This window comes from Maribacter forsetii DSM 18668 (assembly GCF_000744105.1).
Lineage (GTDB): Bacteria > Bacteroidota > Bacteroidia > Flavobacteriales > Flavobacteriaceae > Maribacter > Maribacter forsetii.
The window spans coordinates 2,040,529-2,066,986 of record NZ_JQLH01000001.1; the positions used below are offsets into that span (position 1 = coordinate 2,040,529).

The following is a 26,458-nucleotide window of genomic DNA, read 5'->3' on the forward strand; positions in this document are numbered from 1 at the left end:
TAATTAAAGCTTATGGAAAATAAATGGTTTACAATATCGGTATATTCAGAAAATAATGTTGGATTACTGAATAGAATATCAGGTATATTTTTAAAGAGACATATAAATATAGAGAGTTTAAATGTCTCTAAATCAGAGATTGATGATGTTTCTAAATTTACAATTGTTGCTCATACAACTGAGAAATGGGTACATAATATCGTCGGGCAAATAGAGAAACAAATTGAGGTTATTAAAGCATATTACCATACAGATGATGAAACCATTTATCAAGAATCTGCTTTGTTCAAAATAGCATCTGGTCTTCTGTTTGACGAGCGTCAAATTCAGAACATTATAAAAGATAACAATGCACAGATTGTTACCGTATCAAGAGACTTTTTTGTAATCGCCAAAAGCGGTAGAAGAAATGAAATTGATGAAATGCACGATCAATTAAAACCTTACGGCATAATGCAGTTTGTTAGATCTGGTCGTATATCGGTTACTAAGGATGAGATGAAAATTTCAGCGATACTAAAAGAATTTTAAATAAAGAATCTAAACAATAATCAAATAAAGTAAATACAAAATGGCCAATTATTTTAATACGCTATCATTAAGAGATAAATTAACGCAACTTGGAAAATGCCGCTTCATGGATTCATCTGAGTTTGCAGATGGCGTAAATGCTTTAAAAGGCAAAAAAATTGTAATCGTAGGTTGTGGTGCACAAGGTTTAAACCAAGGGTTGAACATGAGAGATTCTGGTTTAGATATCGCTTACACACTTCGTGATGCTGCTATAAAAGAAAAAAGACAATCTTTTGTAAATGCAACTGAAAACGGATTTACAGTGGGTACCTACGAGGAATTGATTCCTACTGCTGATGTTGTAATCAACCTTACCCCAGACAAACAGCATACCGCCGTAGTAGGGGCTGTTATGCCATTAATGAAAAAAGGTGCTACACTGTCTTATTCTCACGGTTTTAATATTGTAGAGGAAGGTACACAGGTTCGTGAAGATTTGACTGTGATTATGGTAGCTCCTAAAAGTCCTGGTTCTGAGGTAAGGGAAGAGTATAAGAGAGGGTTTGGCGTACCGACTTTAATTGCGGTTCACCCTGAGAATGATCCAGAAGGTAAAGGTTTAGCACAAGCAAAAGCCTATGCTGCTGGTACAGGTGGTCATAGAGCCGGTGTATTAGAGTCTTCTTTCGTTGCTGAGGTAAAATCAGATTTAATGGGAGAGCAAACTATTCTTTGTGGTTTGTTGCAAACAGGTTCTATTCTTTGTTTCGATAAAATGATTGAAAAAGGAATTGATGCTGGTTATGCTTCTAAATTAATCCAATACGGATGGGAAACTATCACTGAAGGAATGAAGTATGGTGGTATTACACACATGATGGATCGTCTTTCAAATCCTGCTAAAGTAAAGGCATTTGAATTATCAGAAGAATTAAAAGATATTATGCGTCCGTTGTTTCAAAAGCATATGGATGATATTATGACCGGTCATTTCTCAAAAACGATGATGGAAGATTGGGCAAATGATGATAAGAACTTATTAACGTGGAGAGCTGCAACTGGTGAAACGGCTTTTGAGAAAACTCCTGCAGGTAGCCAAGAGATTACCGAGCAAGAGTTTTACGACAACGGTGTGTTAATGGTAGCCATGGTAAGAGCTGGTGTTGAGTTGGCTTTTGAGGCAATGACGGAATCTGGTATTATTGCCGAGTCTGCATATTACGAGTCTTTACATGAAACTCCATTGATAGCGAATACAATTGCTCGTAAGAAATTGTTTGAAATGAACCGTGTTATTTCTGATACTGCAGAATATGGTTGTTATCTTTTTGATCATGCATGTAAGCCATTATTGACTGATTTCATGAAGGGAATTGATACTGATGTAATTGGTACTAATTTCTCTGGAGATATTGATAATGACGTTGATAATGCACAGTTAATTGCTATAAATAAGGCATTACGTACGCATCCGGTAGAAATAGTTGGTACTCGTTTACGTGAGTCAATGACAGCAATGAAGCCTATCGTATAGAGTTATCATATTTTATAGATATACCGATTGTCCGGTTGGGTGCATTCTAAAAGTTATGACCATTTATTGGGTTGTAGTTTTAAAAGAAATGTTCTCAAGCGGACAATTTAGGTTTCATGCTAGTTATAATTTTTTAATTACAGAATGCAAATAATATGAAAGGGTCAAAGCCGGCATATTTTCCAAAATTAGATGATGTCTTACAAGCTGCACAAACCATTGCTGAAATTTCAGAAGTTACTCCGCTAACAGATAGTATTCGTTTGTCAAAACAATATAATTGTCAAGTTCGTTTAAAGCGTGAAGATTTACAGCGAGTACGTTCTTATAAAATTAGAGGTGCCTTTAATAAAATAAGCTCCTTAACTGAAGAAGAGCGGGCAAAAGGTGTCATTTGTGCAAGTGCAGGTAATCATGCCCAGGGCGTGGCATTTGCTTGCTTTCATTTAAAAATCAAAGGTACTATTTATATGCCATCTGTTACACCAAAGCAAAAAGTTGAACAAACGAAACTGTTTGGTGGCGAATGGGTTGAAATAGTTTTGGAAGGCGATACTTTTGATGATGCCTCAATGGCTGCTAGAACTTATGGTGATAAACACGGAAAAATATTTGTACATCCGTTCGATGACCCTAAAATTATAGAGGGTCAGGCCACAGTTGGTCTTGAGTTGATTTCGCAATCAAAAACACCTATAGATTATCTTTTTGTTTGCATTGGCGGTGGTGGTCTAGCATCTGGACTTATTAGTGTTTTTAGTGAGCTTTCGCCGGATACAAAAATTATTGGTGTTGAACCTAAAGGTGCTCCGTCTATGAAAACATCAATAGATACGGGAGAAGTAGTTTCGCTTGATCATATAGATAAGTTTATTGATGGTGCAGCGGTCAAAAAAGTAGGTAACTTAACCTATGCTATCTGTAACTATTATTTAGATAACATGATTACGGTAGATGAAGGCAAAGCATGCCAAACTATTCTAGATCTTTATAATAGGGATGCTATTGTGGTTGAACCTGCTGGAGCTTTATCTATTGCAGCTTTAGATGATTATAAAGATGAAATTGCTGGTAAAAATGTAGTGTGTATTATTGGTGGTAGTAATAATGATATCACTAGAACGGCTGAAATTAAGGAAAGAGCATTATTATATGGAAAACTAAAGCATTATTTTATTATTAGATTCCCTCAAAGACCAGGAGCCTTAAAAGAGTTTGTGGTTGACATTCTTGGACCTACGGATGACATTACCCATTTCGAGTATTCAAAGAAATCTAGTAGAGAAAATGCGCCGGCAGTGGTAGGTATAGAATTAAAGAATCCAGACGACTTGAAGCCATTGATAGAACGCATGAAATCTAACAATTTCTATGGAGAATATATAAATGATAAACCGGACTTGTTTGAATATTTGGTTTAAACTACTTTTAATACTACAGATTCAATTTCTAGTTTTTTAGAAATCAATCTATAATTCAATTATCAATCATAGTGCAAAATAGAAAATGAAATGAGCGATATTAAGATTCCAGAAGAATTTCAAATTACATCAACTATAGACCAAAAACATTATTTGGTCAACGGAGAATTAAAGGAATGGAAGGGTGATACTACAGAAGTATATTCTACCATTTCTTCAACAAAAGAATACAAACCAACATTATTGGGCACTATTCCAGATTTGCAAGAGGCAGAAGCGTTAGATGCCTTAGATGGTGCCTTAAAAGCATATGATAAAGGGCAAGGAGTGTGGCCAACAATGCATGTTAAAGATCGTATTGAATGTATGGAGGTTTTCGTTTCAAAAATGAAAACTAAAAGAGAAGAGGTAGTTAAATTGTTAATGTGGGAGATTGGTAAATCTTTACCAGATTCTCAGAAAGAATTTGACCGTACCGTTGAATATATTGAAGATACTATTGAAGACTATAAACAATTAGATCGTGATGCTGCAAAGTTTACAAAACACGATGGTGTGTATGCGCATATTAAAAGAGGACCTTTAGGTGTTGTATTATGTTTAGGACCTTACAACTATCCGTTAAATGAAACTTTTGCTTTGTTGATTCCTGCAATTATTATGGGAAACACCACCATCTTTAAGCCAGCAAAGCATGGGGTTTTATTGATTACTCCACTTTTAGAAGCTTTTCAAACAAGTTTTCCAAAAGGTGTGGTAAATGTATTATTTGGCCGCGGTAGAACTGTTGCTGCACCAATTATGCAAACAGGTAAAGTAGATGTACTGGCTTTAATAGGCAATAGTAAATCTGCAAATGCGCTACAGGATCAACACCCAAAGAGCAATAGACTACGTTTAGTACTAGGTCTAGAGGCTAAGAACCCTGCAATTATTTTACCAGATGCTGATTTGGATTTAACCATAAATGAATGTTTGGCAGGTACCTTGTCTTTTAACGGTCAACGTTGTACTGCATTGAAAGTGGTGTATGTTCATGAAGAAATCAGTGCGGAGTTCAATAAGAATTTTGCCGGTAAAGTAGATGAGTTGAAATTTGGAAATCCTTGGGAAGACGGAGTAAAATTAACTCCATTACCAGAACCGGATAAGGCTGCCTATATTCAAGGTTTAATTGATGATGCGCTTTCAAAAGGTGCAAAGATCATCAACAAAAAAGGAGGTAAGCATTTTGATAATTATATATGGCCTGCTGTTCTTTACCCTGTTACTAAAGACATGCGAGTTTATCAAGAAGAACAATTTGGACCTATTATCCCTATAGTACCATTCTCTGATATTGAAGAACCTTTAGATGATATGGCAGAAAGTAACTATGGTCAACAAGTAAGCTTGTTTGGTAAAGATGTTTATGCACTTTCTCCATTAATAGATACTTTGGTTAACTTGGTTTGTCGTGTTAACTTAAATAGTTCTTGCCAAAGAGGACCAGATGTTTATCCATTTACGGGAAGAAAAGATTCTGCACAAGCAACCTTAAGTGTTCATGATGCATTACGTTCGTTCTCTATTAGAACTTTTGTTGCATTTAAAGACAACGAATTGAATACCGAAATTATTCAGAATTTATTGGAAGCCAAACTTTCTAATTTTGTGAGTACTGATTATATATTATAAAGGTCTTTAACTTAGACTATAAAAAACCTCTCCTATTAATTAGGGGAGGTTTCTTTTTTACAATTAGCACTGATCTCGTTAGCTCTTTCTAAACCGGAATATGGGTAGTAGGGTACCGTTTGTTCTTCTTTATTGAATAATACTATGGCACGTTCAACATCTTCACAATAGGGTGCTATAGATTTACCGAAGAATTTAGCTGCGCCCATATCCCATTCAGTCTTACCTAATAGTACTCTTGGATTGCTTGGTGCAATTGCTAGTGCCTTTTGATAGATAGCTACATTCTCGCCTGACAACGTCATACCGTATTTTGCACCATCAAAAGCAATGTAGGCTGTGTTTAATAGCGCATAGGTTATCATTATTTCAGGATTGTTTTCTGATATTTCCGAGGCGTTATCTAAAAATTCTTTCGCCCTTGTCAGCTTTGTATTTAATAACGCTTCGTCTTTTAAACCAAAACTGCTTACTATTTCTATCAATCCGGCATAATAGGGTGGTAGCCAATTATCGGTTTCAGCAGATGCTATTCTTTCGAATAGTTGCACAGCTTCCGTGTTTTTTTGTTGCTCCCATAAAGCAAAAGCTTCATTCATACCTTTCTCATATGGTGTTTGTGCACTTAAGCTTAGCGTAAAAATAAATGTGGCAATTAATAGTAGTGATTTCATGATATAAAGTTTTTAGTTATTTATTGATGTTCAAATATCTTTTTATTCCGTTGCTTTTTGTAAAATAGATGACCCAATTGTAGGTTCTTGGTGTTGAATTGTAATTTTTAAAGGTTATCTAATTGGTTGTCATTTTTATTGTCACTAATCGTCCAGAAGAAACCAATGAAAAAGAAGCGGTCGGCAGCTGGTGTAATAGTTCTTCTATCAAATAAACCATCTGTATTGGTCTGGTTAGCGTACTGATATCCATTTACATTTTTGGTTCCTAATACATTACTTACCGACACGTATAATATTTTCTGCGGACTAATTAAGTACGCGTAATTCGCATTTAATGAATTGAAGCTTTTTGCTTCCTCCGTTAAGAATCCTCCTAAATTTGGGTCTGTGTATTTTCTACCAGATGCATAATTATAACTGAAGCCCAATTGACTTTTCCAATCTTCGATCCATCGTTTTACTACCAAAGATGCATTGTGTTTTGATGCGAAATCTGGCGTAGCACTTGTTGGAAAATTTTGATAGTTTCTTTCCGTATCTAGGTAAGAGTATGACATCCAATACTCAGTATTTTTTATGGACTTATTATCTCTCCAGAATATATCCAATCCTTTGGCGTAACCACTTCCACTGTTATTGTAAGTTGAAGTAGGTAAAGCAAACGGAGTGTCGTATTTTACTAAATTGCCATACTCTTTATAATATGCTTCGGCTCTGAATATTTGTTTGTTTTTTACATATTGATAATTGGCTATGTAGTGGGTTGTATTCTCAGCAGTAAAATCAGAATTATATTTTAAGTAATCGTTCTTCGGGTTTTGAAAGAATTCACCATATGCCAATGAGAATTGCGAGTTTGAGCCGGATTTATAGGCTAGTGATAATCTGGGTGAAAGATTAAATTCTTGTAATAATTCAGAATATTCTCCTCTCAATCCAATCTTGGTAGCCAGTTTTTTTGAAAAGAAAATATCTGTTTCTACAAAGCTGCTGAATATATTGTTATCAAACTCATAATCGTCTTCAAAACCAGAATCTTCGAAGTTCTCTGTAAAGTTTGTTGCGAAATATTCTGCCCCAAAGTTTAATTTGTAGCGACTAGAGAAATACTTTTTAAAAGCTAATTTTAAGTGTGCTGAATTTTCATTGTCGGTAATATCAGAAGTATTGTATTTAATTTCTGAGTGGTCATTGGCAAAACTAATACCTGTGGCAATGCTCCAGTCCTTTTCTAAAAAGTCTTGATAAGACGAGTTGATGTAAAGATTTCTATTTTTAAGTCCGAAGCGTATACCATCAGCTACATTAATATCTTCTTGTGTTAGATCAAAATTTACAGAACTGTATGCTCCATAAACTTTTAAAAGTCCGTCGTTATTAAATTTATATCTATATACCGCTTCACCACCTACAGATTCTACCGGCTTGTGCCATTCATTATTATCAGGATACAGTTTTTGATAAGGAGCTAAATTAATGTAGGATGTATTTAGGCTAAGCGAACTTTTTTTCCATTTTTGGGTATTTCCAAGTCCGAGACCAACGGTCATAATAGAAATTTCAGTTTTCTCTTCTTGTGGTTCGTTTATACTATTTAAAAGTAAAACACTTGATAAGGCTTGTCCGTATTCAGCTGAATATCCCCCGGTAGAAAATGTAATACCCTTAAATAGAAATGGAGATAACCTACCTCTTGTGGGTATGTTGTTTGCAGAAGGGGAGTAGGGCGTAAATACACGCATGCCGTCTACAAAAATTTGTGTTTCTTCTGCGTCACCGCCTCTAACGAATAACCTTCCGTCCTCGGCAACATTTGATGTTCCCGGTAATGTTTGCAAAGCGCCAACAAAATCCCCTAAAGCTCCTGCTGTGGTTACAATATCTAAAGGTTTTAATGCGGTAACCTTGGCGTTGTCGCCAGCATTGAACGTTCCGGCATTTACGGTTACGGCATCTAGGGTATTTACATCATCCTTGAGTTTTATAATTATGGTATTGAGCTTCGTGACATCATCTGCTTTGGAATAAGTCTCAAATGAAATGGAAGACGCAATTAATGTTTGTAAGCCGGTTGCGGTTGTTTCAAATGTAAATGTGCCATCTTCACTGGTAGCAGTACCATCATAAGTACCTTTTAGATAGACACTTGCTCCCATAATTGGTGAGCCTTGTTGATCAATAATTTTACCCGAAATTGTTGTTTGCGAGAATACATTGAAACATAAAAGTGTAAGTAATAAGAATAATAGCGTCTTCATTGTTGATTATATTTTGATTGATATCACAAATATGAATCGTTATTGAAGGTTTGAATAAATTGTTTTTCTCAGTTGTAGAATTTCTATACTGAATTGTAAAAACTGAATATATGTTGCTAATTCACACGGTTAATTATTAACATAAATATGGTAATTCATGCGTGTTTTAACCGGGATATTGGTTTTAACTTTGTCTTTTTAAAATTGATCGAGAACCTATAGTGTATATGTTAAACTTAAAATTTATAAGTTATGGATGCTATAAAATCAAATAAGAAAGCATTATTTGCTTTAGCCATCGGTGGTTTTGGAATAGGACTTACCGAATTTGTTATCATGGGAATTTTGACAGAAGTTTCTGGGTCATTAGGAATAACAATTCCGCAGGCTGGTCACTTTATTGCAGCTTATGCATTGGGCGTTGTAGTAGGTGCACCATTATTAACAGGCTTAGGTTCTAAGCTTACGCCTAAGAAAATGCTGTTCTTATTAATGATATGGTTTACAGTATTTAATACCTTGTCAGGACTTGCCACTGGGTATACCAGTTTGTTGTTTATGAGATTTTTATCTGGTATTCCGCACGGTGCTTTTTTTGGTATCGGTGCTGTAGTAGCTACAAAATTGGCTAAAAAAGGCAAAGGTGCACAAGCTATATCCATAATGTTTTCTGGTCTTACGGTAGCCAATGTTATTGGTGTGCCAATAGGAACATATTTAGGGCAGCAGTTCAGCTGGAGTGTTTCTTTCTACCTTGTAGGCTTCGTTGGTTTATTGGCTTTAGGAAGCATTTACCTGTGGATGCCAAAAATTGAAGTAGACGAAAAAGAAGAGAAAGTAAGTGTTTCTCAAGGATTAAAAAATACAGAGCTTTGGGCATTAATTGCATTGACCACTATAGGTACAGGCGGATTTTTTGCCTGGTACAGTTACGTAGCCCCTTTAATAAAGGATGTTGCTGGTTTACCAAACCACTTTGTTGGTTACGCTATGATGTTAGCTGGCTTAGGTATGGTAGTTGGTAATTTTTTAGGAGCAAAGATGGCAGAGTTATTTTCACCCTTGAAAGCGGTAATCATTAGCTTGTCGGTTATGTGTGGTATTTTATTATTGAATATGATTATTGCCACTAACCCTTATTTATTAATGGTATTGACTTTTGTTATTGGAGCAATTTCATTTACGGTAGCCACACCTATTCAGATGGCGATAATCAATACTTCTAAAGGTTCTGAAATGCTGGGTTCTTCTATGAACCAAAGTGCTTTTAATATGGGGAATGCATCTGGTGCTTATTTAGCCGGATTACCTATCGCATTTGGCTACGGAATCATTTACTCTAGTTTAGTAGGTGCTATTTTAGCTTTTTCCGGTGTTGCAATCGCTGTAGCTATTTTGATAGTTAGAAAGAGAAAAGAAATTAAATATAGAAAAATGGCGATGAGCTGTTAGTCTTTATTTTTATAAATTTTAAAAAAGGAACTTCAAAATGGGGTTCCTTTTTTTTTGTCCAAATATTCAGGCGCACCTAAAATGGCATTTTTCTTTTGTGCTTATAATCAGCTTGTTTTCATGTTAAAATTTTTAAATTGTGCAGTTCATCGATAATTTTATCTATTTTATCACGTTGTAACAAAACCTAAACCTACAATGCCGTGTTACGTACCAAATTTTTCTTTGGAGCCATAATAATGGTTCTTTTACTTTTTGTTCTTACAGCTTCTTCATTTAAGCCAGAGCATTCAAAAGCTATAATTCCCAATCCGAATCCGGTTAAAACTTTAGCGGAAAAAAGGGAAATAAAACTATATAATATTCGTCAAAAAGCGCTGAACGAAGCCTTGACCGATTATTTCAATAAAGCTATTGCCTCTAGTGATATTATTGGAGCGGGTGTAAGTATTGTGAGTGGAGACTCTGTTGTTCTCTCTGATGGATATGGTAAAAGAAGTTTCAACGGTAAAGAATCTGTTGACGGAGAAACTCTATTTAGACTAGGTTCTATATCAAAAGGCTTTACCGGTGTTTTAGCAGCTAATTTAGAAAGCGAAGGTAAATTAAACCTTAATGATAAAGTGGCTGATTATTTACCGAATTTCCATTTTGGTAATCAACAGAATACTCAAAAAATAGAAGTAGCACATTTACTTTCTCACACTACAGGAACTCCATACCACAGTTATACGGATTTAGTAGAGGCGGGTTACACCATGTCATCGATTAGCGAAAAATTCGATAAAATAAATCCGATTGCCGAACCTGGGTCTCAATATAGCTATCAAAATGCCATGTTTTCTGTTTCACAAGAAGTGATGTTGAAAGCGACAGGAAAAGATATTCAAACGCTTTTAGAAGAAAAATTCTTTAAACCTTTGGGTATGACTTCTGTGTCTATGGATCATAAGACATTAATGCAAAATGAAAATATTGCGCTACCACATATTAAAAGAGGGCATCGATTGAGAACAGTTTTGCCAAGAGATAACTACTATAATGCTATCGCTGCCGGTGGTATCAATGCAAACTCTGAAGATATGGCTAAGTGGATGCGTTTCTTATTAGGTCATAATCCTGATGTAATGTCTAAAGAAGATATGGCTCAGGTATTTAAACCTTTTGTAGAATTAAAAGGACATAGAAAATATTATCAAAAATGGCAAGGACATGTGAGTTCAGGTTATGGATTTGGTTGGAGAATACACACTGTAAAAGAGAATGAGAATGCCCCTGAGGAAACTATTTGGCATCATGGTGGTAGTGTTAACAACTACAGAAATGAAATTGCACTTTTTCCAGATTCGGATTTAGGTATTTGTGTACTAATCAACGGACCATCGAAATTGGTTAAAACCGTAATTCCTGATTTACGTGCAATTGTTAAAAGTATTTATGAACAAGAAATTGAAATAGCTACGAGTATTTAAGTACATTGTAATTATCAGATATAGAAAACCCCTTTAATCAAAGATAAAAGGGGTTTTCTTTTTTAAGTATATTTCTTAAATGTTGCTAGCTAACCAATCTCCAACTTCACTTGTTTTATAACTTTTACCACCATCGGCAAGATCTTCGGTTACATAACCTTCTGCTAATGATTTGTTTACTACGCGTCTAATTTCTTCTGCTTCTTCTGTCATATTCATGTCTTCAAAAAGCATGGCTGCTGAAAGTACTGTAGCTAACGGGTTAGCGATGTCTTTACCAGCTGCTTGTGGATACGAACCGTGAATAGGTTCGTATAAAGAAACATCACTACCTACAGATGATGAAGGCATAAGTCCCATAGAACCTGCAATTACAGATGCCTCATCAGTTAAAATATCTCCAAATAAGTTTGCGGTAATAATTACATCATACCCTTTTGGCCATTGAATTAAGCGCATTGCCACCGCATCAATGAATTCATAAGTAACTTCTACTTCTGGATAATCTTTTTCCATAGCCTGTACAGTCTCTCTCCAAAGTCTAGAAGATTCCAATACGTTGGCTTTATCAACACAACATAATTTTTTAGAACGCTTCATAGCGAAATCAAAGCCTTTTTTAGCTAATCTTTCTATTTCAAAACGTTGGTAGGTCATAGTGTCAAAGGCAGTATTACCGTCATCTTTTCTTCCACGCTCACCAAAGTAGATACCTCCAGTTAATTCACGAAGAATTATTAGGTCGGTACCTTCAATACGGTCTTTTTTTAGTGGCGACTTTTCTATAAGAGAAGGGAATGTAAATGTTGGTCTAACATTGGCAAACAAACCTAATTTCTGTCTCATCTTCAATAACCCTTGCTCTGGACGAACTTTTGCAGAAGGGTCATTATCAAATCTAGGATGACCTATAGCTCCAAAAAGAACTGCATCAGCATTTGCACATATTTCATGTGTCTCATCTGGGTAAGGTTCACCAACGGCATCAATGGCCGCTGCACCTGTAAGAGCAGGTTTCCAAGTAATATGGTGCTCATACTTTTTTGCAATGGCATCACATACTTTTACTGCTTGATCAATAACTTCAGGACCGATACCATCACCGGCCAATAAGGCAATATCTAATTTCATGGTTTATCGCTTTTTCGCTTTTCGCTGTACGCTAAACGCTATACTTTAATCGTATATAGTTTAGGCTATTTATAATTATATCTTATTTATTAAACTATTTAAACTTCTTCTTACTTTATCATGAATGATTAAAAACTCTTCTTCTTGAATATACTTTAGATCTTTTGCTAAAATGGTAAAATATTCTAATTCACTTGCCGACCCTTGAGAAATGATTAAAAAACGTTTAAACTCCGCATCAGATTCTCTTCCGCATCCTTCAGCTATATTTGCTGGAATAGATGAAGAGGCTCTTCTCATTTAACTTGTTAATCCAAAATTTTCATTATTAGGAAACCTTCTAGTCAATTTATAAATCTCTAAAGTAATTTCATGACCTAATTTCCAAACATTATATTTTTTATAATCTCTCATCAAAAGCGTTTAGCGCCCCGCGTCCAGCGTCCAGCGTCCAGCGCATTGCGCTAAATTATATTCAACATTTTTTCGGTAGCTTTAATCGCACTAACCGTTTGGTCAGAATCTAAACCTCTTGATGTAAATTCTTTTCCATCCAATTCCCAAGTAATAACCGTTTCGCATAAAGCATCAGAAGTACTTCCTGGGGGTATTCTTACTGCATAATCCGTCAATTTCGGTAATGCTATTTTCTTGGCTATATATACTTTTTTTAATGCATTCATAAATGCATCATATTGTCCGTCTCCTTGTGCATGTGCTTCAATCACTTTACCATCAATTTCAACAGATAGGGTAGTGGAAGGCATTAATCCCATAGCATGGGTAAGTACATATGATTTTATAAATACTTTCTGCTTATAATCCGCAGTATCCAAAACATCGGAAATAATAAAAGGGAGGTCATCTTTAGTAACACGTTCTTTTTTATCTCCTAATTCAATAATACGTTCAGTAACTTTTTTTAACTCCTCATTGTTTAAAGTTAAACCGAGTTCCTGCAGGTTTTTTTGTATGTTGGCTTTACCAGACATTTTACCTAATGCATATTTACGTTTTCTACCAAAACGTTCTGGCATTAGGTCACTGAAATACAAATTATTTTTACTGTCGCCATCTGCATGTATACCAGCGGTTTGGGTAAATACATTATCACCTACAATAGGTTTGTTCGCTGGTATGGTAAAACCTGTAAAGGCAGATACCAGTTTACTTACTTTATATAAAGAGGTCTCGTTTACGTTAATTTCAACCTCTGGTAGAAAGTCTTTAATAACTGCTACGGCACTTGCCATAGGTGCGTTACCGGCTCTTTCTCCCATTCCGTTCACAGTAAGGTGTAAACCATGGCAGCCAGCTTTTACAGCTTCCATAATATTGGCAACACCCAAATCATAATCATTATGACCATGAAAATCGAAATGTAAATTTGGATTTTTTTGCACTATCTCAGACAAATACGCATATGTTTCGGTGTGCGTTAAAATGCCTAATGTATCTGGTAGTAATATTCTTTTTACATTTTGAGTGGATAGAAAATCTAGAAACTCAAATACATATGCTTTGGAATTTCGCATTCCGTTACTCCAATCCTCTAAATAGATATTATTGATAATTCCTCTTTCTGTAGCTTGTTTGAAAATATCAGCTATTTCAGAAAAATGTTGCTCGGGAGTTTTCTTTAACTGATACTTTAAATGGTTCATGGAACCTTTGGTCAGTAAATTTTGAGAAATGGCTCCAGATTTCTGCATCCAATCCAAGGAAATACCGCCGTCAACAAAAGTTAATACTTCAACACGTTCTAAATAACCTTTTTCGCCGGCCCATTCGGTAATTTTTTGAACAGCATCTAGCTCTCCATCAGAAACACGAGCTGATGCAATTTCAATTCGGTCTACTTTTAGTTCTTCTAAAAGTAACTTTGCCAAGGTTAGTTTTTCCGATGCAGAAAAGGATACGCCCGAGGTTTGCTCACCATCCCTAAGGGTGGTATCCATTATTTCTAACTTTCTTTTTTTCATGTGTTCTAAATGCCATTTTTAAAGTCTAAAAATGGCATTGGGTTAGTTAACGTAAGTGCTCTGTATTGTTCGGATATTCGAGATTAAAGCGGAGTGTTCTCTGCAAAGGTCTCAATATCTTTTTTGATGTTCAACAAGTAGTCGATATCATCAAAACCGTTAAGCATATTGTTTTTCTTGTAATCGTTGATGTCAAAGGACTCACTTTCACCGGTAGGCAATAAGGTTATCTTTTGCTCTTGAAGATTAATTTCTAACTCAGTTGAAGGATCGGCATCAACAGCATCAAATATTTTCTGTAGAAATGCAGCACTTACTTGTACTGGTAATACACCAATATTTAAACAGTTACCTCTAAAGATATCTGCGAAGAAACTTGAAACTACACATCTGAAACCGTAATCATAAACGGCCCAAGCAGCATGCTCACGAGATGAACCTGAGCCAAAGTTCTTACCACCTACTAAGATTTTTCCGCTGAATTTATCTTGGTTCAAAACAAAATCTTCTTTCAAGGTATTGTCTTGATTGTAACGCCAATCTCTAAATAAGTTATCACCAAAACCAACACGCTCAGTTGCCTTTAAAAATCGTGCAGGTATAATTTGATCTGTATCTACGTTTTCTATTGGTAAAGGAACCGCAGTTGAAGTTAATATGTCGAATTTATCGTATGCCATTTTTTATAGCTTTTTGCTTCTGGCGTTTTGCCATTAGCTTGTATTATTATAATTGTTACTGTGCTAAAAGCCATCGGCTAATAGCGAAAGGCAAACTTGTTACACAAGTTCTACCATTAATTCTCTTGGGTCGGTTACTTTACCGGTAACGGCAGCTGCAGCAGCAACTAACGGACTAGCCAATAAGGTTCTAGAACCAGGCCCTTGTCTTCCTTCAAAGTTTCTGTTAGATGTGCTTACCGCTAATTTACCGGCCGGTACCTTATCGTCGTTCATTGCCAAACAAGCAGAACAACCAGGCTCACGAAGCTCAAAGCCAGATTCAGTTAAAATATCAAGGATTCCTTCTTCTTTAATAGCTGATTCAACCTTATGTGATCCAGGAACCAACCATGCGGTAACATTGTCAGCTTTCTTTCTTCCTTTTACAATAGAGGCAAATGCTCTAAAATCTTCTATACGACCATTGGTACAACTTCCAAGAAAAACAAAATCAATTGGTTTACCCATCATACTATCACCTTCATTGAAATCCATATACTTCAATGATTTTTGATATGTAGTAGCACCACCTTGTACAGCATCTGCCATAGGTATGTCATTAGAAATTCCCATTCCCATACCAGGGTTGGTACCATAGGTGATCATAGGTTCAATAAGCGAACCGTCAAAAGTTAATTCCTTATCAAAAATGGCGTCTTCATCTGTATATAAGGTTTTCCAATATGCCATTGCTTTATCCCAATCTGCACCTTTTGGAGTAAACTCACGACCTTTTACATATTCAAATGTTTTTTCATCAGGAGCGATCATACCACCACGGGCACCCATTTCTATACTTAGGTTACAAACCGTCATACGACCTTCCATACTCATCTCTCTAAAGATCTCACCTGCATACTCAACAAAGTATCCTGTTGCTCCAGAAGTGGTTAATTGAGAGATGATAAATAGAGCAACATCTTTAGGAGTAACCCCTTTGCTCATTTTACCGTTAATATTAATACGCATTCTCTTTGGCTTAGGCTGCATAATACATTGTGTAGCCAATACCATCTCAACTTCAGAAGTACCAATACCAAAAGCTATAGCGCCAAAAGCACCATGTGTAGAAGTATGTGAATCTCCACAAACAATAGTGGCACCTGGTTGGGTAATACCATATTCAGGTCCTACAACGTGTACAATACCATTTTTTGCATGACCTAATCCCCAATAAGAAATACCATATTCATTGGCATTTTCTTCTAACATTCTTAATTGGTTTGCTGAAAGTGGATCTGCAACCGGTAAATGTTGGTTAATAGTAGGAGTGTTATGGTCAGCTGTTGCAAAAGTTTTCTCAGGGTGCATAACAGGAATATTCCTGTTCTTAATACCTAGAAAAGCAACAGGACTTGTTACTTCATGAACCATGTGTCTGTCAATGAACAGTACATCTGGACCATCTTGTATTTTATGTACTACGTGGGAATCCCACACTTTGTCAAATAATGTTTTTGTTGCGCTCATATTCTTTCTAATGTAAGTACGACAAATCTATTAAAAACAAGGGTTTTTTAGAAATTAACACTCTTGAAAATTACGATGTTCAACGGGAAAGTTGTTAAAAATACAACTAACTAATATACGTCCAGATATTCTTATGCTTTACCAACTGAGCATACATATGTCTTATAATTAGATTCTCTGGTTTACTTAATGAAGGGTCTTCTTTAAGCAGTTGTAAGGCGTAGAAGCGAGCCGATTTTAGAATATCATTATCCTTCACAATATCTGCTATTTTTAAACTAAGCAATCCGCTTTGTTGCGTACCCATAATATCTCCGGGTCCACGTAGTTTTAGATCTACTTCTGCAATTTCAAAGCCGTCATTGGTGGCGACCATGGTCTCTAATCTAGTTTTTGAATCGCTAGATAATTTATGGCTCGTCATTAGAATGCAAAAACTTTGATCTGCTCCACGACCAACACGACCACGTAACTGATGTAATTGTGATAGACCAAAACGTTCGGCACTTTCAATAATCATTACCGATGCATTAGGTACGTTGACACCAACTTCTATAACCGTTGTGGCTACCATAATTTGAGTTTCGCCCTGTACAAAACGGTTCATTTCAAATTCCTTGTCCGCCGGTTTCATTTGCCCGTGAACAATTGAAATCTGATATTTAGGCTGAGGAAAATCGCGGGCAATACTCTCATAACCATCCATTAAATCTTTGTAGTCCATAGCTTCAGACTCTTGGATTAATGGGTACACCACATATATCTGTCTGCCTTTTTCAATTTCATCACGTATAAAACGAAAAACCTTTAATCGGTTTCCGTCATATCTATGTACAGTTTTAATGGGCTTACGACCAGGTGGTAATTCGTCAATTACAGAGATATCCAGATCACCGTATAAACTCATGGCCAATGTTCTAGGTATAGGTGTTGCGGTCATTACTAGTATATGTGGCGGAAATTCATTTTTGTGCCACAATTTAGAACGTTGGGCTACACCAAAACGGTGCTGCTCATCAATAATCGCTATTCCTAAATTCTTGTATTTTACTTTATCTTCTAAAAGGGCATGAGTGCCAATAAGTATGTTGAGCTCTCCATTTTCTAACTGTTCGTGAATTGGTTTACGAGCAGATTTCTTTACGGAACCAGTAAGTAAGGCGCAGGTAATCTCGGTGCCTTCCAGCAATTCAGAAATGCCTTGAAAGTGTTGGTTGGCAAGAATTTCCGTTGGCGCCATTAAACAAGCTTGAAATCCGTTATCGATTGCCAATAGCATGGTCATAACGGCAACAATGGTTTTTCCTGATCCTACATCACCTTGTAATAAACGGTTCATTTGGGCATTGCTGCCCAGATCTGATCGTATTTCTTTGATTACCCGTTTCTGTGCTCCGGTAAGCTCAAAAGGCAATTTATTATTGTAGAAATCCTTAAAATACTCGCCAACTTCACTAAACGGAAAACCTTTGATCTTTTTCTTTCTAGAAACGTTTTTACCAATAAGCTGTAATTGTATGTAAAAAAGTTCTTCGAACTTTAACCTCCATTGTGCTTTTGCCAATAATTCCTGACTTTTAGGAAAGTGAATATTGAACATGGCTTCGCTCTTGTTTATGAGTTTTAGGTCATGCAGTAATTTATCTGATAAGCTTTCGGTGAATTTTCCGTTGATTTCTATAAAAAGCTGTTGCATCAGTTTACTGATAACTTTATTGGTGATGCCTTTATTACTTAGCTTTTCAGTAGATGGGTAAACGGGTTGCATATATACCTTAGTACCTTGTTCATGTGCTTTCAATGGTTCCATCTCTGGGTGTGGCATTGAAAATGTACCGTTGTACCAATTACATTTTCCAAAAATGACATAGGGTACATTTAGTTTTAAGTTCTCTCGTAACCACTTCTGACCACGAAACCAAACCAATTCTATTTCCCCGGTATCATCTTTAAAACGGGCTATTAAACGAGAACCTCTTTTTTGTTCTACCGTTTTTAAATGAACTATTTTGCCAACTATCTGAACATCTGCACTGCTACGTTGTAATTGACTTATTTTATAATATTGGGTTTTGTCAATGTAACGGTTAGGGAAAAGATTCAGCAAATCTTGGTAGGTGCTTATCCCTAATTCGGACTTTAAGGTTTCTGCCCTGTTTGGACCAACACCTTTTAAGTACACTACGGGAGTTTGCAAGAAGTTTGCGTTCATGGCACTAAAATAGGGATAAGCCCTTAATCCCCAAAGGGGAAAATATCATTACTGCTCTTGTAAATATGGTTCTAATGGTAACTAACGAATTAAGTGTTGTTTAGCATCACATTCAATTCAGGTAAAGGTTAGGGAAGTGCTCCCCAAAACATTAAATTTGAAATGTTATTTGTTTGGTTTGCTGTATGAAGAAATTAATTTTCACCTTTTTTTTATTCTTATCCCTCTATGCTTTTGGGCAACATCAAGATAAAGTAGACTTTATTAAGGCTAAGGTTTACCTAAGCCCAGTACCTAAAGAAAAAACGATTAAAGGTGGGGTGATCTATCGTTTTAATGTGTTGCAAAATGTTGACTCTATATTTCTTGATGCAAAGAATTTGGATTTTTCAAAAGTAGAACTTGACGGGAAAAAGATGGATTTTAATGCCACAGAAAAGATCATTTCCATTAAACATAAATTTAAAAAGGGAGCATCGCATAAACTGTTTCTTGAATATGTAACGAAACCCAAACAAACGGTCTATTTTATTGGTTGGGATGATGATGTAGAAGGCAATGAGCAGATATGGACGCAAGGACAAGGAAAATACACTAGCCATTGGCTTCCTAGTTTTGATGACATGGAAGAAAAAATAGAATTTGATCTTACTATTGAAGCCGATAAAAAATATCAAGTCATTGCGAATGGTAATCTACTTTTAAAAACTAGCAATGACGAAGATGATCCTATTTGGATATTCGATATGAAAAAACCAATGAGTAGTTATTTGTTGGCATTTGCAATGGGTAATTATGACAAACAAGTATTGACATCTGAAAGTGGTGTAACCATTGAAAACTATTATTACCCAAATGATAGTCTAAAAGTGGAACCAACGTATAGATACACAAAACGAATATTTGATTTTTTAGAAAATGAGATAGGTGTCGCTTATCCTTGGCAGAATTATAAGCAAGTGCCTGTACACGATTTTTTATATGCAGGTATGGAAAATACGAGCGCTACTTTTTTCTCTGACGCTTATGTCATTGATTCCACTTCGTTTATAGATAGAAATTATGTAAATATCAATGCCCATGAGCTGGCGCACCAATGGTTTGGTAATTTGGTTACGGAAAAGAACAGTGAGCATCATTGGTTGCATGAGGGTTTTGCTACCTACTATGCCTATTTGGCTGAAAAAGAAGTCTTTGGAGACGATTATTTTTATTGGAAGTTATTTGATACGGCAAAAGTATTAAGTGATATCTCAGAAAAGGGAGAGGGGCAGAGCTTGCTTAACCCAAAGGCTAGTAGTCTTACATATTATGAAAAAGGGGCTTGGGCTTTAGCTGTATTGAGAGAAGAAATAGGGGACTCCGCATTTAAAGAAAGAATAAAAACATACCTAAATAAATATCAGTACCAAAATGTGACTGTTGCAGATTTTATTGCTGAAATGGAAAATGCAAGTGGAAAGAATTTGAATGAGTTTAAGGAGGTTTGGCTAAAAACGAAAGAATTTCCTGAAGAGATAGCTAAGGATTTTTTGATGAAAAAAAACGCTGAAATAAGAAAGTTTTATAATCTAAAAAATGATGATGCCAGTACTTTTATATCTTTTGAAATTTTGAAGGATTCTGAACTTAGCACCCGATTAAAACTTGAAATACTTGAGTTAAAAGATAGTATATCTGAAATGGACTTTTCTAAATTAATTGCTAGCAACGATATAAAAATAAGACAATTTGCAGCACAGAAAATAGGTAAAATTTCTGAGGAGCTAAAAGAATTTACAGAACCACTATTGTTAGATGATAGTTATATAACTAATGAGTTAATGCTTTATAATCTTTGGAGTAGTTTTGATTATGATAGAAGTACTTTCTTAGAAAAAACAAAAAATATTGTTGGGTTGCCTAATAAAAATGTCCGTTTACTATGGTTAACATTAGCATTGTTTACGCCAGATTATAGACCTACGGAGAATGTTTATTTTCATCGGGAGCTTGTTGGTTATACAAGCCCCATTTATAATACAGAAGTAAGACAAACAGCGTTTCAATATTTATCTGAAATTAAGGCTTTAAATGACGATGCCTATATTAATTTGATAAAGGCGACCAATCACCATTCTTGGCAGTTTAGAAATTATGCCAGAAAGTTATTTGATGCACTTTGGAGCGACCAAGAACAGAAAAAAGAAATTGAAAAGATTGTAAATCAACTAAATTCATCAGATTTGCGTTATCTTAAAACGAAATTAAATTAATAATGAAAGCATTAGTTATTTCTGGTGGTGGTAGTAAAGGTGCCTTTGCCGGTGGCGTTGCCCAATACCTTATTCAAGAAGAGGGAAGAAAGTATGATATTTTTGTAGGTACTTCTACTGGTAGTCTACTTATCTCTCATTTGGCATTAGGTAAGCTAGATAAGATCAAAGAAATATATTCTAATGTCAATCAGAAAAGTATTTTTAATAACTGTCCGTTTTTAGTCAAGAATATTCGTGGTAATGAAGAAATTTCAATTAATCATTGGAATGTTTTTAGAAATTTCATGACTGGGAAAAAGACTTTTGGCGAAAGTGAAAATTTGCGTAAGCTAATAGAAAACAGTTTAACTATTGAGGAATTTGAAACCTTAAAGAACGGAGATTCAGATGTTGTTATTACGGTGTCTAATCTGTCATTAAATCAAGTAGAGTATAAATCTATTAAAGATTGCACTTATGAAGACTATTGCGATTGGATATGGATTTCAGCCAACTATACACCGTTCATGAGTTTGGTACGTAAAAACTATTGTGAGTATGCTGATGGTGGTTTAGGTAGTATTGTGCCTATTGAAGAAGCTATAAAAAGAGGAGCAACAGAAGTAGATGTGGTGGTTTTACATACTGAAGTTAACTATATGAACAGGGTAGCCTCACGTAATCCATTTGAGCTGATTACCACAATGATGAGTTTTATTTTAGATAGAATAGAACATCAGAATATTAGAATAGGAAAATTAGTTGCCAATCAAAAGAATGCAATCATCAACTTGTTTTATACGCCTACAATTTTAACTACCAATTCTTTGATATTCGATAAAGCAAAAATGACACTGTGGTGGAAGAGAGGGTATTTGTATGCAAAGAATAAAAATGAAGAAACAAATCCTATAGAACCAAATGAGCATGAGTAGCAATTATTTACTCTCTTTGCGCAGGCCATTGTAAAGAATAATTATTCCAACAAAACTTATAAGTAAACACAAGGGAGTAAAGAAGTAACTATCCATACGAGAAAACTCAGTTGTTGTTACTTGCTTGAAAAACCCAACATATTTAAAGTCACCTACAGCTCTAATTAAAAATAGAATAGGAATTACCCATTGTCCAAGTTTTATTAAAGAGTTGAAAATTTTACTTTTTCTATCTTTTATGGAGAATGTATAGATCAACGTAAATACAAATAGTATTGTAGCGACTATAATACAATCAAAAATAGTAGGGGCTAATAGGATACTTCCATTTTCATTGGTTGGTAGAGAACTTAGATAACCTAAGGTGCCTCCAGTAGCCCAATAAAAGTGTATGGAGGATAGAAAGAGAAATGTAATTACTAAAAAATACTTTAATACATTTCTCATTATCTAAAATTACCAGAGATCACCAATCTCTCTTTTTACAAAAGATAGGGCAGTAGCTGAGGGTGACGTTTTATCCATAGTTTCATTCAAAATATCTTCCCTTAATTTATCTGCAGTTTCAGTATTGCTCATTGCTGCTTTTCTAATCATTTGGATAGTGGCGCTTTTTGCCGCTTTAATTACGTTCCAGCATTCATCTGTCATATAGATTTGTTGAGAAAGGTTATGGTCAAATTCCGTTTCAACACTTTTGATCAACAAATTTTCATAGGCGTTTTTGTCATCACTTTGTGGTGATACACGAACTACCAAACTTGGTATTGCAATGCGTTCTAAGAACAAGGCCATTCTTTCGTATGCTTGTAAACGCACCGGTAATGTATCTTTCTGAGAATCTTTATGTAAAAGAAAACGTCTTCTTCCTTCTTCATTGTTAGTGTGCATTCTAAAGAAATAGAAGGCAATGGCACCTGTAACAACAGAAGGTATCAAATAAGCGAAAAGTTGAAAAATTTGGTCGGAGTTCATTTTTTAATTAGTTATTATTTACGAAATAAGAACGTCCAAATTTCTCAATTAGTATAGTGGTTTATCGATGAAATACTTAAAATTAGTTTTTAGCATCTCCCTTCGCCATATCATAAAATGCTTTATAATCCGGTTGAAACTTTATTTGTAACGATTCTCGTAAGCCGCCATCTTGACCAACAGCAACAATTCGTTCTCCATTTACACCAAAATCTTTAATTAAAATGCTGGCAATAGCAGTAGCTTGCTGCAATGCTACATTCATTTCACCTGTAATATTCAGGCTTGCAACAGTTATGACACTTTTTGGATTTGCATTTGCAACCTTGGCTACATTCTCTATCCACGTTTTAGATTCGCTTGAAGGATTAAGACCAATACCATCTGTAAAGAAGAAGTCTAATTTTTCTGAGATGACTACAGAACCGTCAGTTACACCAACTTTTGCATTCTCACCTAGTACTTGTTTAGAATTGGTCAATATTACTACTGCAGTAGAATCATTACTGGCAACGGCATCGGTTACACCTTTTAACTGCTTTTCTTTTCGTTCTAAAACAGCCATGGTTTTATTGATATTCTCTGAATTCTGACTAGATAATGCCGCAAAACTGTTTAAGTTTTTCATTAAAGTAGCATTCGCATCCTGTAATTCCGTTACTTGAGATTGGTATTCATCTGAGCGTTGGTCCGCCAATTTCTCGTTGCGTTGAGATATGCTTACCATTTTAGAGATAGAATCTAGTTTAAATTTCAATTCTTGATTTTGCTCTATCAATTCACTTTTTTTCTGAGCTTGAATTGTGCTAAGTCCTATAAAAAATAAAGTAGAACATATAAAATATCGTTTCATAATAAAATGCATTAAATAAGTTAATCTATTTTTTTCCGCCAAGATACGAACAGTCTTTTAAATCTTGTATTCCCGTGAACGGTACTTTTGCTTTGTTATATCCATAAGTTGAGGCTAAACTTCTATTTAAGTCATTATCGTCAACGTTAACCTGAACATCATCCATAGTAAATTGACTAGGGTGTTCATAACCTGCAGCGTGTGTGATTTCTAAAAATTCTTTTCTAAACGTGCTAAAATACTGCGCTAATCGATCTGACTTTAAGGGCACATTAATGCCTTTTTGCAACCATTTGTTTTGTGTGGCAATACCTGTTGGACAGGTATTGTTATGGCAAGCTTGAGCTTGAATACACCCAATACTCATCATGGCTTCACGAGCTACGTTAATACAGTCAACTCCCATAGCGAAGGCCATAGCTGCTTTTGCTGGAAAACCTAATTTGCCTGAGCCAACAAATACAATACGGTCGGTAAGATTTCTGTTTAAGAATACTTGGTACAGACTTGAAAACCCGTATACCCAAGGTAAAGAAACATGGTCTGCAAATGATGGGGGAGCTGCACCGGTACCACCTTCACCACCATCTACGGTTATAAAATCTGGACCTTTTCCTGTCTCTAACATTAAATCTGCCAATTCTTCCCATTGGTCTAATTTTCCAATAGCACCTTTGATACCAACAGGTAGACCTGTTTCGTTAGCGATATCTTCAATAAGTGCCATTAGCTCAGTTACATTAGAAAATGCTTTGTGTGTTGAGGGCGATAAAACATCTTTACCTACTTCTACACCTCTAATTTCTGCAAGCTCTGGGGTAATTTTTGCTCCTGGCAAAACACCGCCTTTTCCTGGTTTTGCTCCTTGAGATAATTTAATTTCTATAGCTTTTATACACGGATTATCTTCAACTTGTTTTTTCATTTTCTTCATAGAGAAATTTCCATCTTCAGTTCTAACACCAAAATAGCCGGTACCAAAATGAAATACTATATCGCCACCGTGTTTGTGGTAAGGTGATAAGCCGCCTTCACCTGTATTATGATATGCACCTGATTTTTGAACACCCTTGTTCATTGCTTCTACCGCTGCTGCAGATAACGAGCCAAAACTCATAGCAGAAACATTGACGACACTCCCAGGTCTATACGGTTTTCTACGGTTATTGTGCTGACCCATAACTTTTGCGCATGGTAAAAAATTGGGTTCTGCTATATTGGGATGACCTTGTGGAACTACAAAACCCATCATTCTATTCTTAACGAAAATATGCTGATGTGCATACAAATCTCTGTCAGAACCAAAACCTTCGTAATTATTTTCCTTTTTTGCCGAAGCGTAGATCCAACCTCTTTCTATTCTGTTAAAAGGTAGTTCTTCTCTGTTGTTCGCAACAAAATATTGACGCATTTCTGGTCCAATACTTTCTAGCCAATAACGCAAATGACCAACTACAGGGAAGTTATGCTTTATGGTGTGCCGTTTCTGAATAAAAATATCATAAATAGCAACTATGAAAAGAAACAAAAAAATCCAAGTCCACCATGGTGGACTTGGAATGTTATTAAAAAAATCGTTCATCAAAATTATCCTTTTGGTTTAATATCTAAAAGTGGTGTTTGGTCACTATTTAGGAAATCTAGACTCATTTCTGTCAGTGTACGAACTCCTAAAATTAACCCGCTATCATCAATTAAAAAGTCTGGTGTGTGGTGTGGAAAAGATTCTGTTGTACCAGGAGTCATTCCTCCTAAGAAAAAGAAAAATCCTGGAGCTTCTCTTTGAAAATAAGAGAAATCTTCAGCACCGGTTACTGCTTTTTGAAATTGAACATTTTCATCACCCGCTACTCTTTTAATAGTTGGTAACATTTGTTCCACTAATTCAGGATTGTTATAGGTTATATCCGTAGCATCGGTAATTACACATGTAGCTTCACCGCCGTATGCTTTGGCAATATCACTAACCATTTCTACCATACGTGCATTTAATTTGTCTTTCATTTCATAGTCCAACGTCCTAATAGTACCGATCATCTCTGCAGATTCTGGAATAATATTAAAACGAACACCACTTTTGATCTTACCAACTGTAATTACTGCAGCTTCATTGGTGAGGTCTGTCTCTCTACTAATTATTGATTGTAAACCATCAATAATCTTAGCGCTTATTAAAATTGGATCTACACCAGCCCAAGGTTGAGAACCATGAGATTGTTTTCCTTTGACGTTAATTACAAATTGTTGTGCTGCGGCCATAGTTCCACCTGGTTTGTAACGGATTGTGCCAACAGGAGTTTGTGAGTTAATATGTAGACCAAAAATGGCATCTACCTTAGGATTGGTCATTACGCCTTCTTTAACCATTAAAAGTGCTCCACCTTCTTCACCTGGTGGTGGTCCTTCTTCTGCAGGTTGAAAGATGAACTTAACGGTTCCTTTAATTTTGTCCTTGTTTTTAGACATTACTTCTGCAACACCCATTAAAATAGCAGTATGCGTATCATGCCCACAAGCATGCATAACGCCTACTTTTTCACCCATAAATTCTGAAGTTACATTTGACTTATACGGTAAATCGTTACGCTCTGTAACCGGTAAGGCATCTATATCTGCTCTTAATGCTACTACTTTACCAGGTAAATCTCCCTTTAGAAGACCAACTACACCGGTATGCGCAACACCAGTTTGAACTTCAATTCCCAAAGATTTTAAATGCTTGGCAATTTTTTCTGCTGTTTTGAATTCACGATTCCCTAATTCCGGATTCTGATGAATTTCTCTTCTCCAATCAACTACCTTGCTTTCAATAGCTATGTAGTCTTTTTCAAGATTTGGTCCTTGTGCCTGAACGGTAAAACCGAAAAGAACGAGAGCCAATAAGCCTAGTTTTCTCATAATCAGTATTTAATGTTAGTTTGTTCTCTATATTTCGTT

The 26,458-nt window shown here is 35.6% G+C and carries 21 protein-coding genes; 8 read left to right on the top strand and 13 right to left on the bottom strand.

What is annotated here, in order from left to right; genetic code table 11:
* The first annotated feature begins 12 nt into the window (after positions 1-12).
* The 4 genes from ilvN to P177_RS08520 all read left to right on the top strand — a co-directional run bounded on the left by ilvN (position 13) and on the right by P177_RS08520 (position 5,145).
* Positions 13-531, top strand: a complete 519-nt coding sequence (gene ilvN / locus P177_RS08505) for an acetolactate synthase small subunit (RefSeq protein ID WP_036153906.1) — start codon at positions 13-15, stop codon at positions 529-531.
* Positions 532-571: 40 nt separating this feature from the next.
* Entirely contained in the window at positions 572-2,047 is a 1,476-nt protein-coding gene (gene ilvC, locus P177_RS08510; RefSeq protein ID WP_036153909.1) for a ketol-acid reductoisomerase, read from the top strand.
* A gap of 155 nt (positions 2,048-2,202) precedes the next feature.
* Positions 2,203-3,468 carry a threonine ammonia-lyase gene (gene ilvA, locus P177_RS08515; protein WP_036153911.1) on the top strand — a complete coding sequence of 422 codons (1,266 nt, stop codon included), beginning with the start codon at positions 2,203-2,205 and terminating at the stop codon, positions 3,466-3,468.
* Between the two features lie 90 nt (positions 3,469-3,558).
* Positions 3,559-5,145, top strand: coding sequence for an NADP-dependent glyceraldehyde-3-phosphate dehydrogenase (locus tag P177_RS08520; RefSeq protein ID WP_036153913.1), 1,587 nt, complete (start codon positions 3,559-3,561; stop codon positions 5,143-5,145).
* A 35-nt stretch (positions 5,146-5,180) separates the two neighbouring features.
* Here P177_RS08520 and P177_RS08525 read toward each other — a convergent pair whose 3' ends face one another.
* Both P177_RS08525 and P177_RS08530 read right to left on the bottom strand, forming a co-directional pair.
* Positions 5,181-5,819, bottom strand: a complete 639-nt coding sequence (locus P177_RS08525; protein WP_036153915.1) for a tetratricopeptide repeat protein — start codon at positions 5,817-5,819, stop codon at positions 5,181-5,183.
* Between the two features lie 107 nt (positions 5,820-5,926).
* Entirely contained in the window at positions 5,927-8,080 is a 2,154-nt protein-coding gene (locus tag P177_RS08530) for a TonB-dependent receptor (RefSeq protein ID WP_036153917.1), read from the bottom strand.
* A 252-nt stretch (positions 8,081-8,332) separates the two neighbouring features.
* Between P177_RS08530 and P177_RS08535 the strand changes: the two genes are divergently transcribed.
* Positions 8,333-9,532: an MFS transporter gene (locus P177_RS08535; protein ID WP_036153919.1), complete on the top strand. Its 1,200-nt coding sequence runs from the start codon at positions 8,333-8,335 to the stop codon at positions 9,530-9,532.
* Between the two features lie 203 nt (positions 9,533-9,735).
* Entirely contained in the window at positions 9,736-11,004 is a 1,269-nt protein-coding gene (locus tag P177_RS08540) for a serine hydrolase domain-containing protein (RefSeq protein WP_245233017.1), read from the top strand.
* Between the two features lie 75 nt (positions 11,005-11,079).
* Here P177_RS08540 and leuB read toward each other — a convergent pair whose 3' ends face one another.
* The 6 genes from leuB to recG form a co-directional block, all read right to left on the bottom strand.
* Entirely contained in the window at positions 11,080-12,135 is a 1,056-nt protein-coding gene (leuB, locus tag P177_RS08545) for a 3-isopropylmalate dehydrogenase (protein ID WP_036153921.1), read from the bottom strand.
* 75 nt (positions 12,136-12,210) lie between these two features.
* Entirely contained in the window at positions 12,211-12,435 is a 225-nt protein-coding gene (locus P177_RS08550; protein ID WP_449405298.1) for a four helix bundle protein, read from the bottom strand.
* A gap of 164 nt (positions 12,436-12,599) precedes the next feature.
* Positions 12,600-14,117 (bottom strand): alpha-isopropylmalate synthase regulatory domain-containing protein, encoded by a 1,518-nt coding sequence (locus P177_RS08555; RefSeq protein WP_036153923.1) that lies wholly within the window; start codon positions 14,115-14,117, stop codon positions 12,600-12,602.
* 83 nt (positions 14,118-14,200) lie between these two features.
* Positions 14,201-14,797 (bottom strand): 3-isopropylmalate dehydratase small subunit, encoded by a 597-nt coding sequence (gene leuD / locus P177_RS08560; RefSeq protein ID WP_036153925.1) that lies wholly within the window; start codon positions 14,795-14,797, stop codon positions 14,201-14,203.
* 99 nt (positions 14,798-14,896) lie between these two features.
* On the bottom strand, positions 14,897-16,309 hold the full coding sequence (leuC, locus tag P177_RS08565) for a 3-isopropylmalate dehydratase large subunit (RefSeq protein ID WP_036153927.1): 1,413 nt from the start codon (positions 16,307-16,309) through the stop codon (positions 14,897-14,899).
* 106 nt (positions 16,310-16,415) lie between these two features.
* Positions 16,416-18,521: an ATP-dependent DNA helicase RecG gene (recG, locus tag P177_RS08570; protein WP_036153929.1), complete on the bottom strand. Its 2,106-nt coding sequence runs from the start codon at positions 18,519-18,521 to the stop codon at positions 16,416-16,418.
* A gap of 185 nt (positions 18,522-18,706) precedes the next feature.
* On the opposite strand from recG, the gene P177_RS08575 reads away from it, so the two are divergent.
* A complete protein-coding gene (locus tag P177_RS08575; protein WP_036153931.1) occupies positions 18,707-20,776 on the top strand; it encodes a M1 family metallopeptidase in 2,070 nt (689 codons plus the stop codon).
* A 2-nt stretch (positions 20,777-20,778) separates the two neighbouring features.
* Positions 20,779-21,693: a patatin-like phospholipase family protein gene (locus tag P177_RS08580; protein ID WP_036153933.1), complete on the top strand. Its 915-nt coding sequence runs from the start codon at positions 20,779-20,781 to the stop codon at positions 21,691-21,693.
* A gap of 3 nt (positions 21,694-21,696) precedes the next feature.
* Here P177_RS08580 and P177_RS08585 read toward each other — a convergent pair whose 3' ends face one another.
* The 5 genes from P177_RS08585 to P177_RS08605 all read right to left on the bottom strand — a co-directional run bounded on the left by P177_RS08585 (position 21,697) and on the right by P177_RS08605 (position 26,419).
* Positions 21,697-22,140, bottom strand: coding sequence for a DUF3995 domain-containing protein (locus P177_RS08585; protein WP_036153935.1), 444 nt, complete (start codon positions 22,138-22,140; stop codon positions 21,697-21,699).
* 9 nt (positions 22,141-22,149) lie between these two features.
* Complete coding sequence (locus P177_RS08590) at positions 22,150-22,668, bottom strand: DUF7935 family protein (RefSeq protein WP_036153937.1); 519 nt, start codon at positions 22,666-22,668, stop codon at positions 22,150-22,152.
* Between the two features lie 82 nt (positions 22,669-22,750).
* Complete coding sequence (locus P177_RS08595; protein WP_157486499.1) at positions 22,751-23,521, bottom strand: OmpA family protein; 771 nt, start codon at positions 23,519-23,521, stop codon at positions 22,751-22,753.
* 25 nt (positions 23,522-23,546) lie between these two features.
* Positions 23,547-25,103: an FMN-binding glutamate synthase family protein gene (locus tag P177_RS08600; protein ID WP_036153941.1), complete on the bottom strand. Its 1,557-nt coding sequence runs from the start codon at positions 25,101-25,103 to the stop codon at positions 23,547-23,549.
* Positions 25,104-25,108: 5 nt separating this feature from the next.
* The gene (locus P177_RS08605; RefSeq protein ID WP_036153943.1) at positions 25,109-26,419 is read right to left on the bottom strand and encodes an amidohydrolase; all 1,311 of its coding nucleotides are present in this window, start codon (positions 26,417-26,419) and stop codon (positions 25,109-25,111) included.
* Positions 26,420-26,458: the final 39 nt, after the last annotated feature.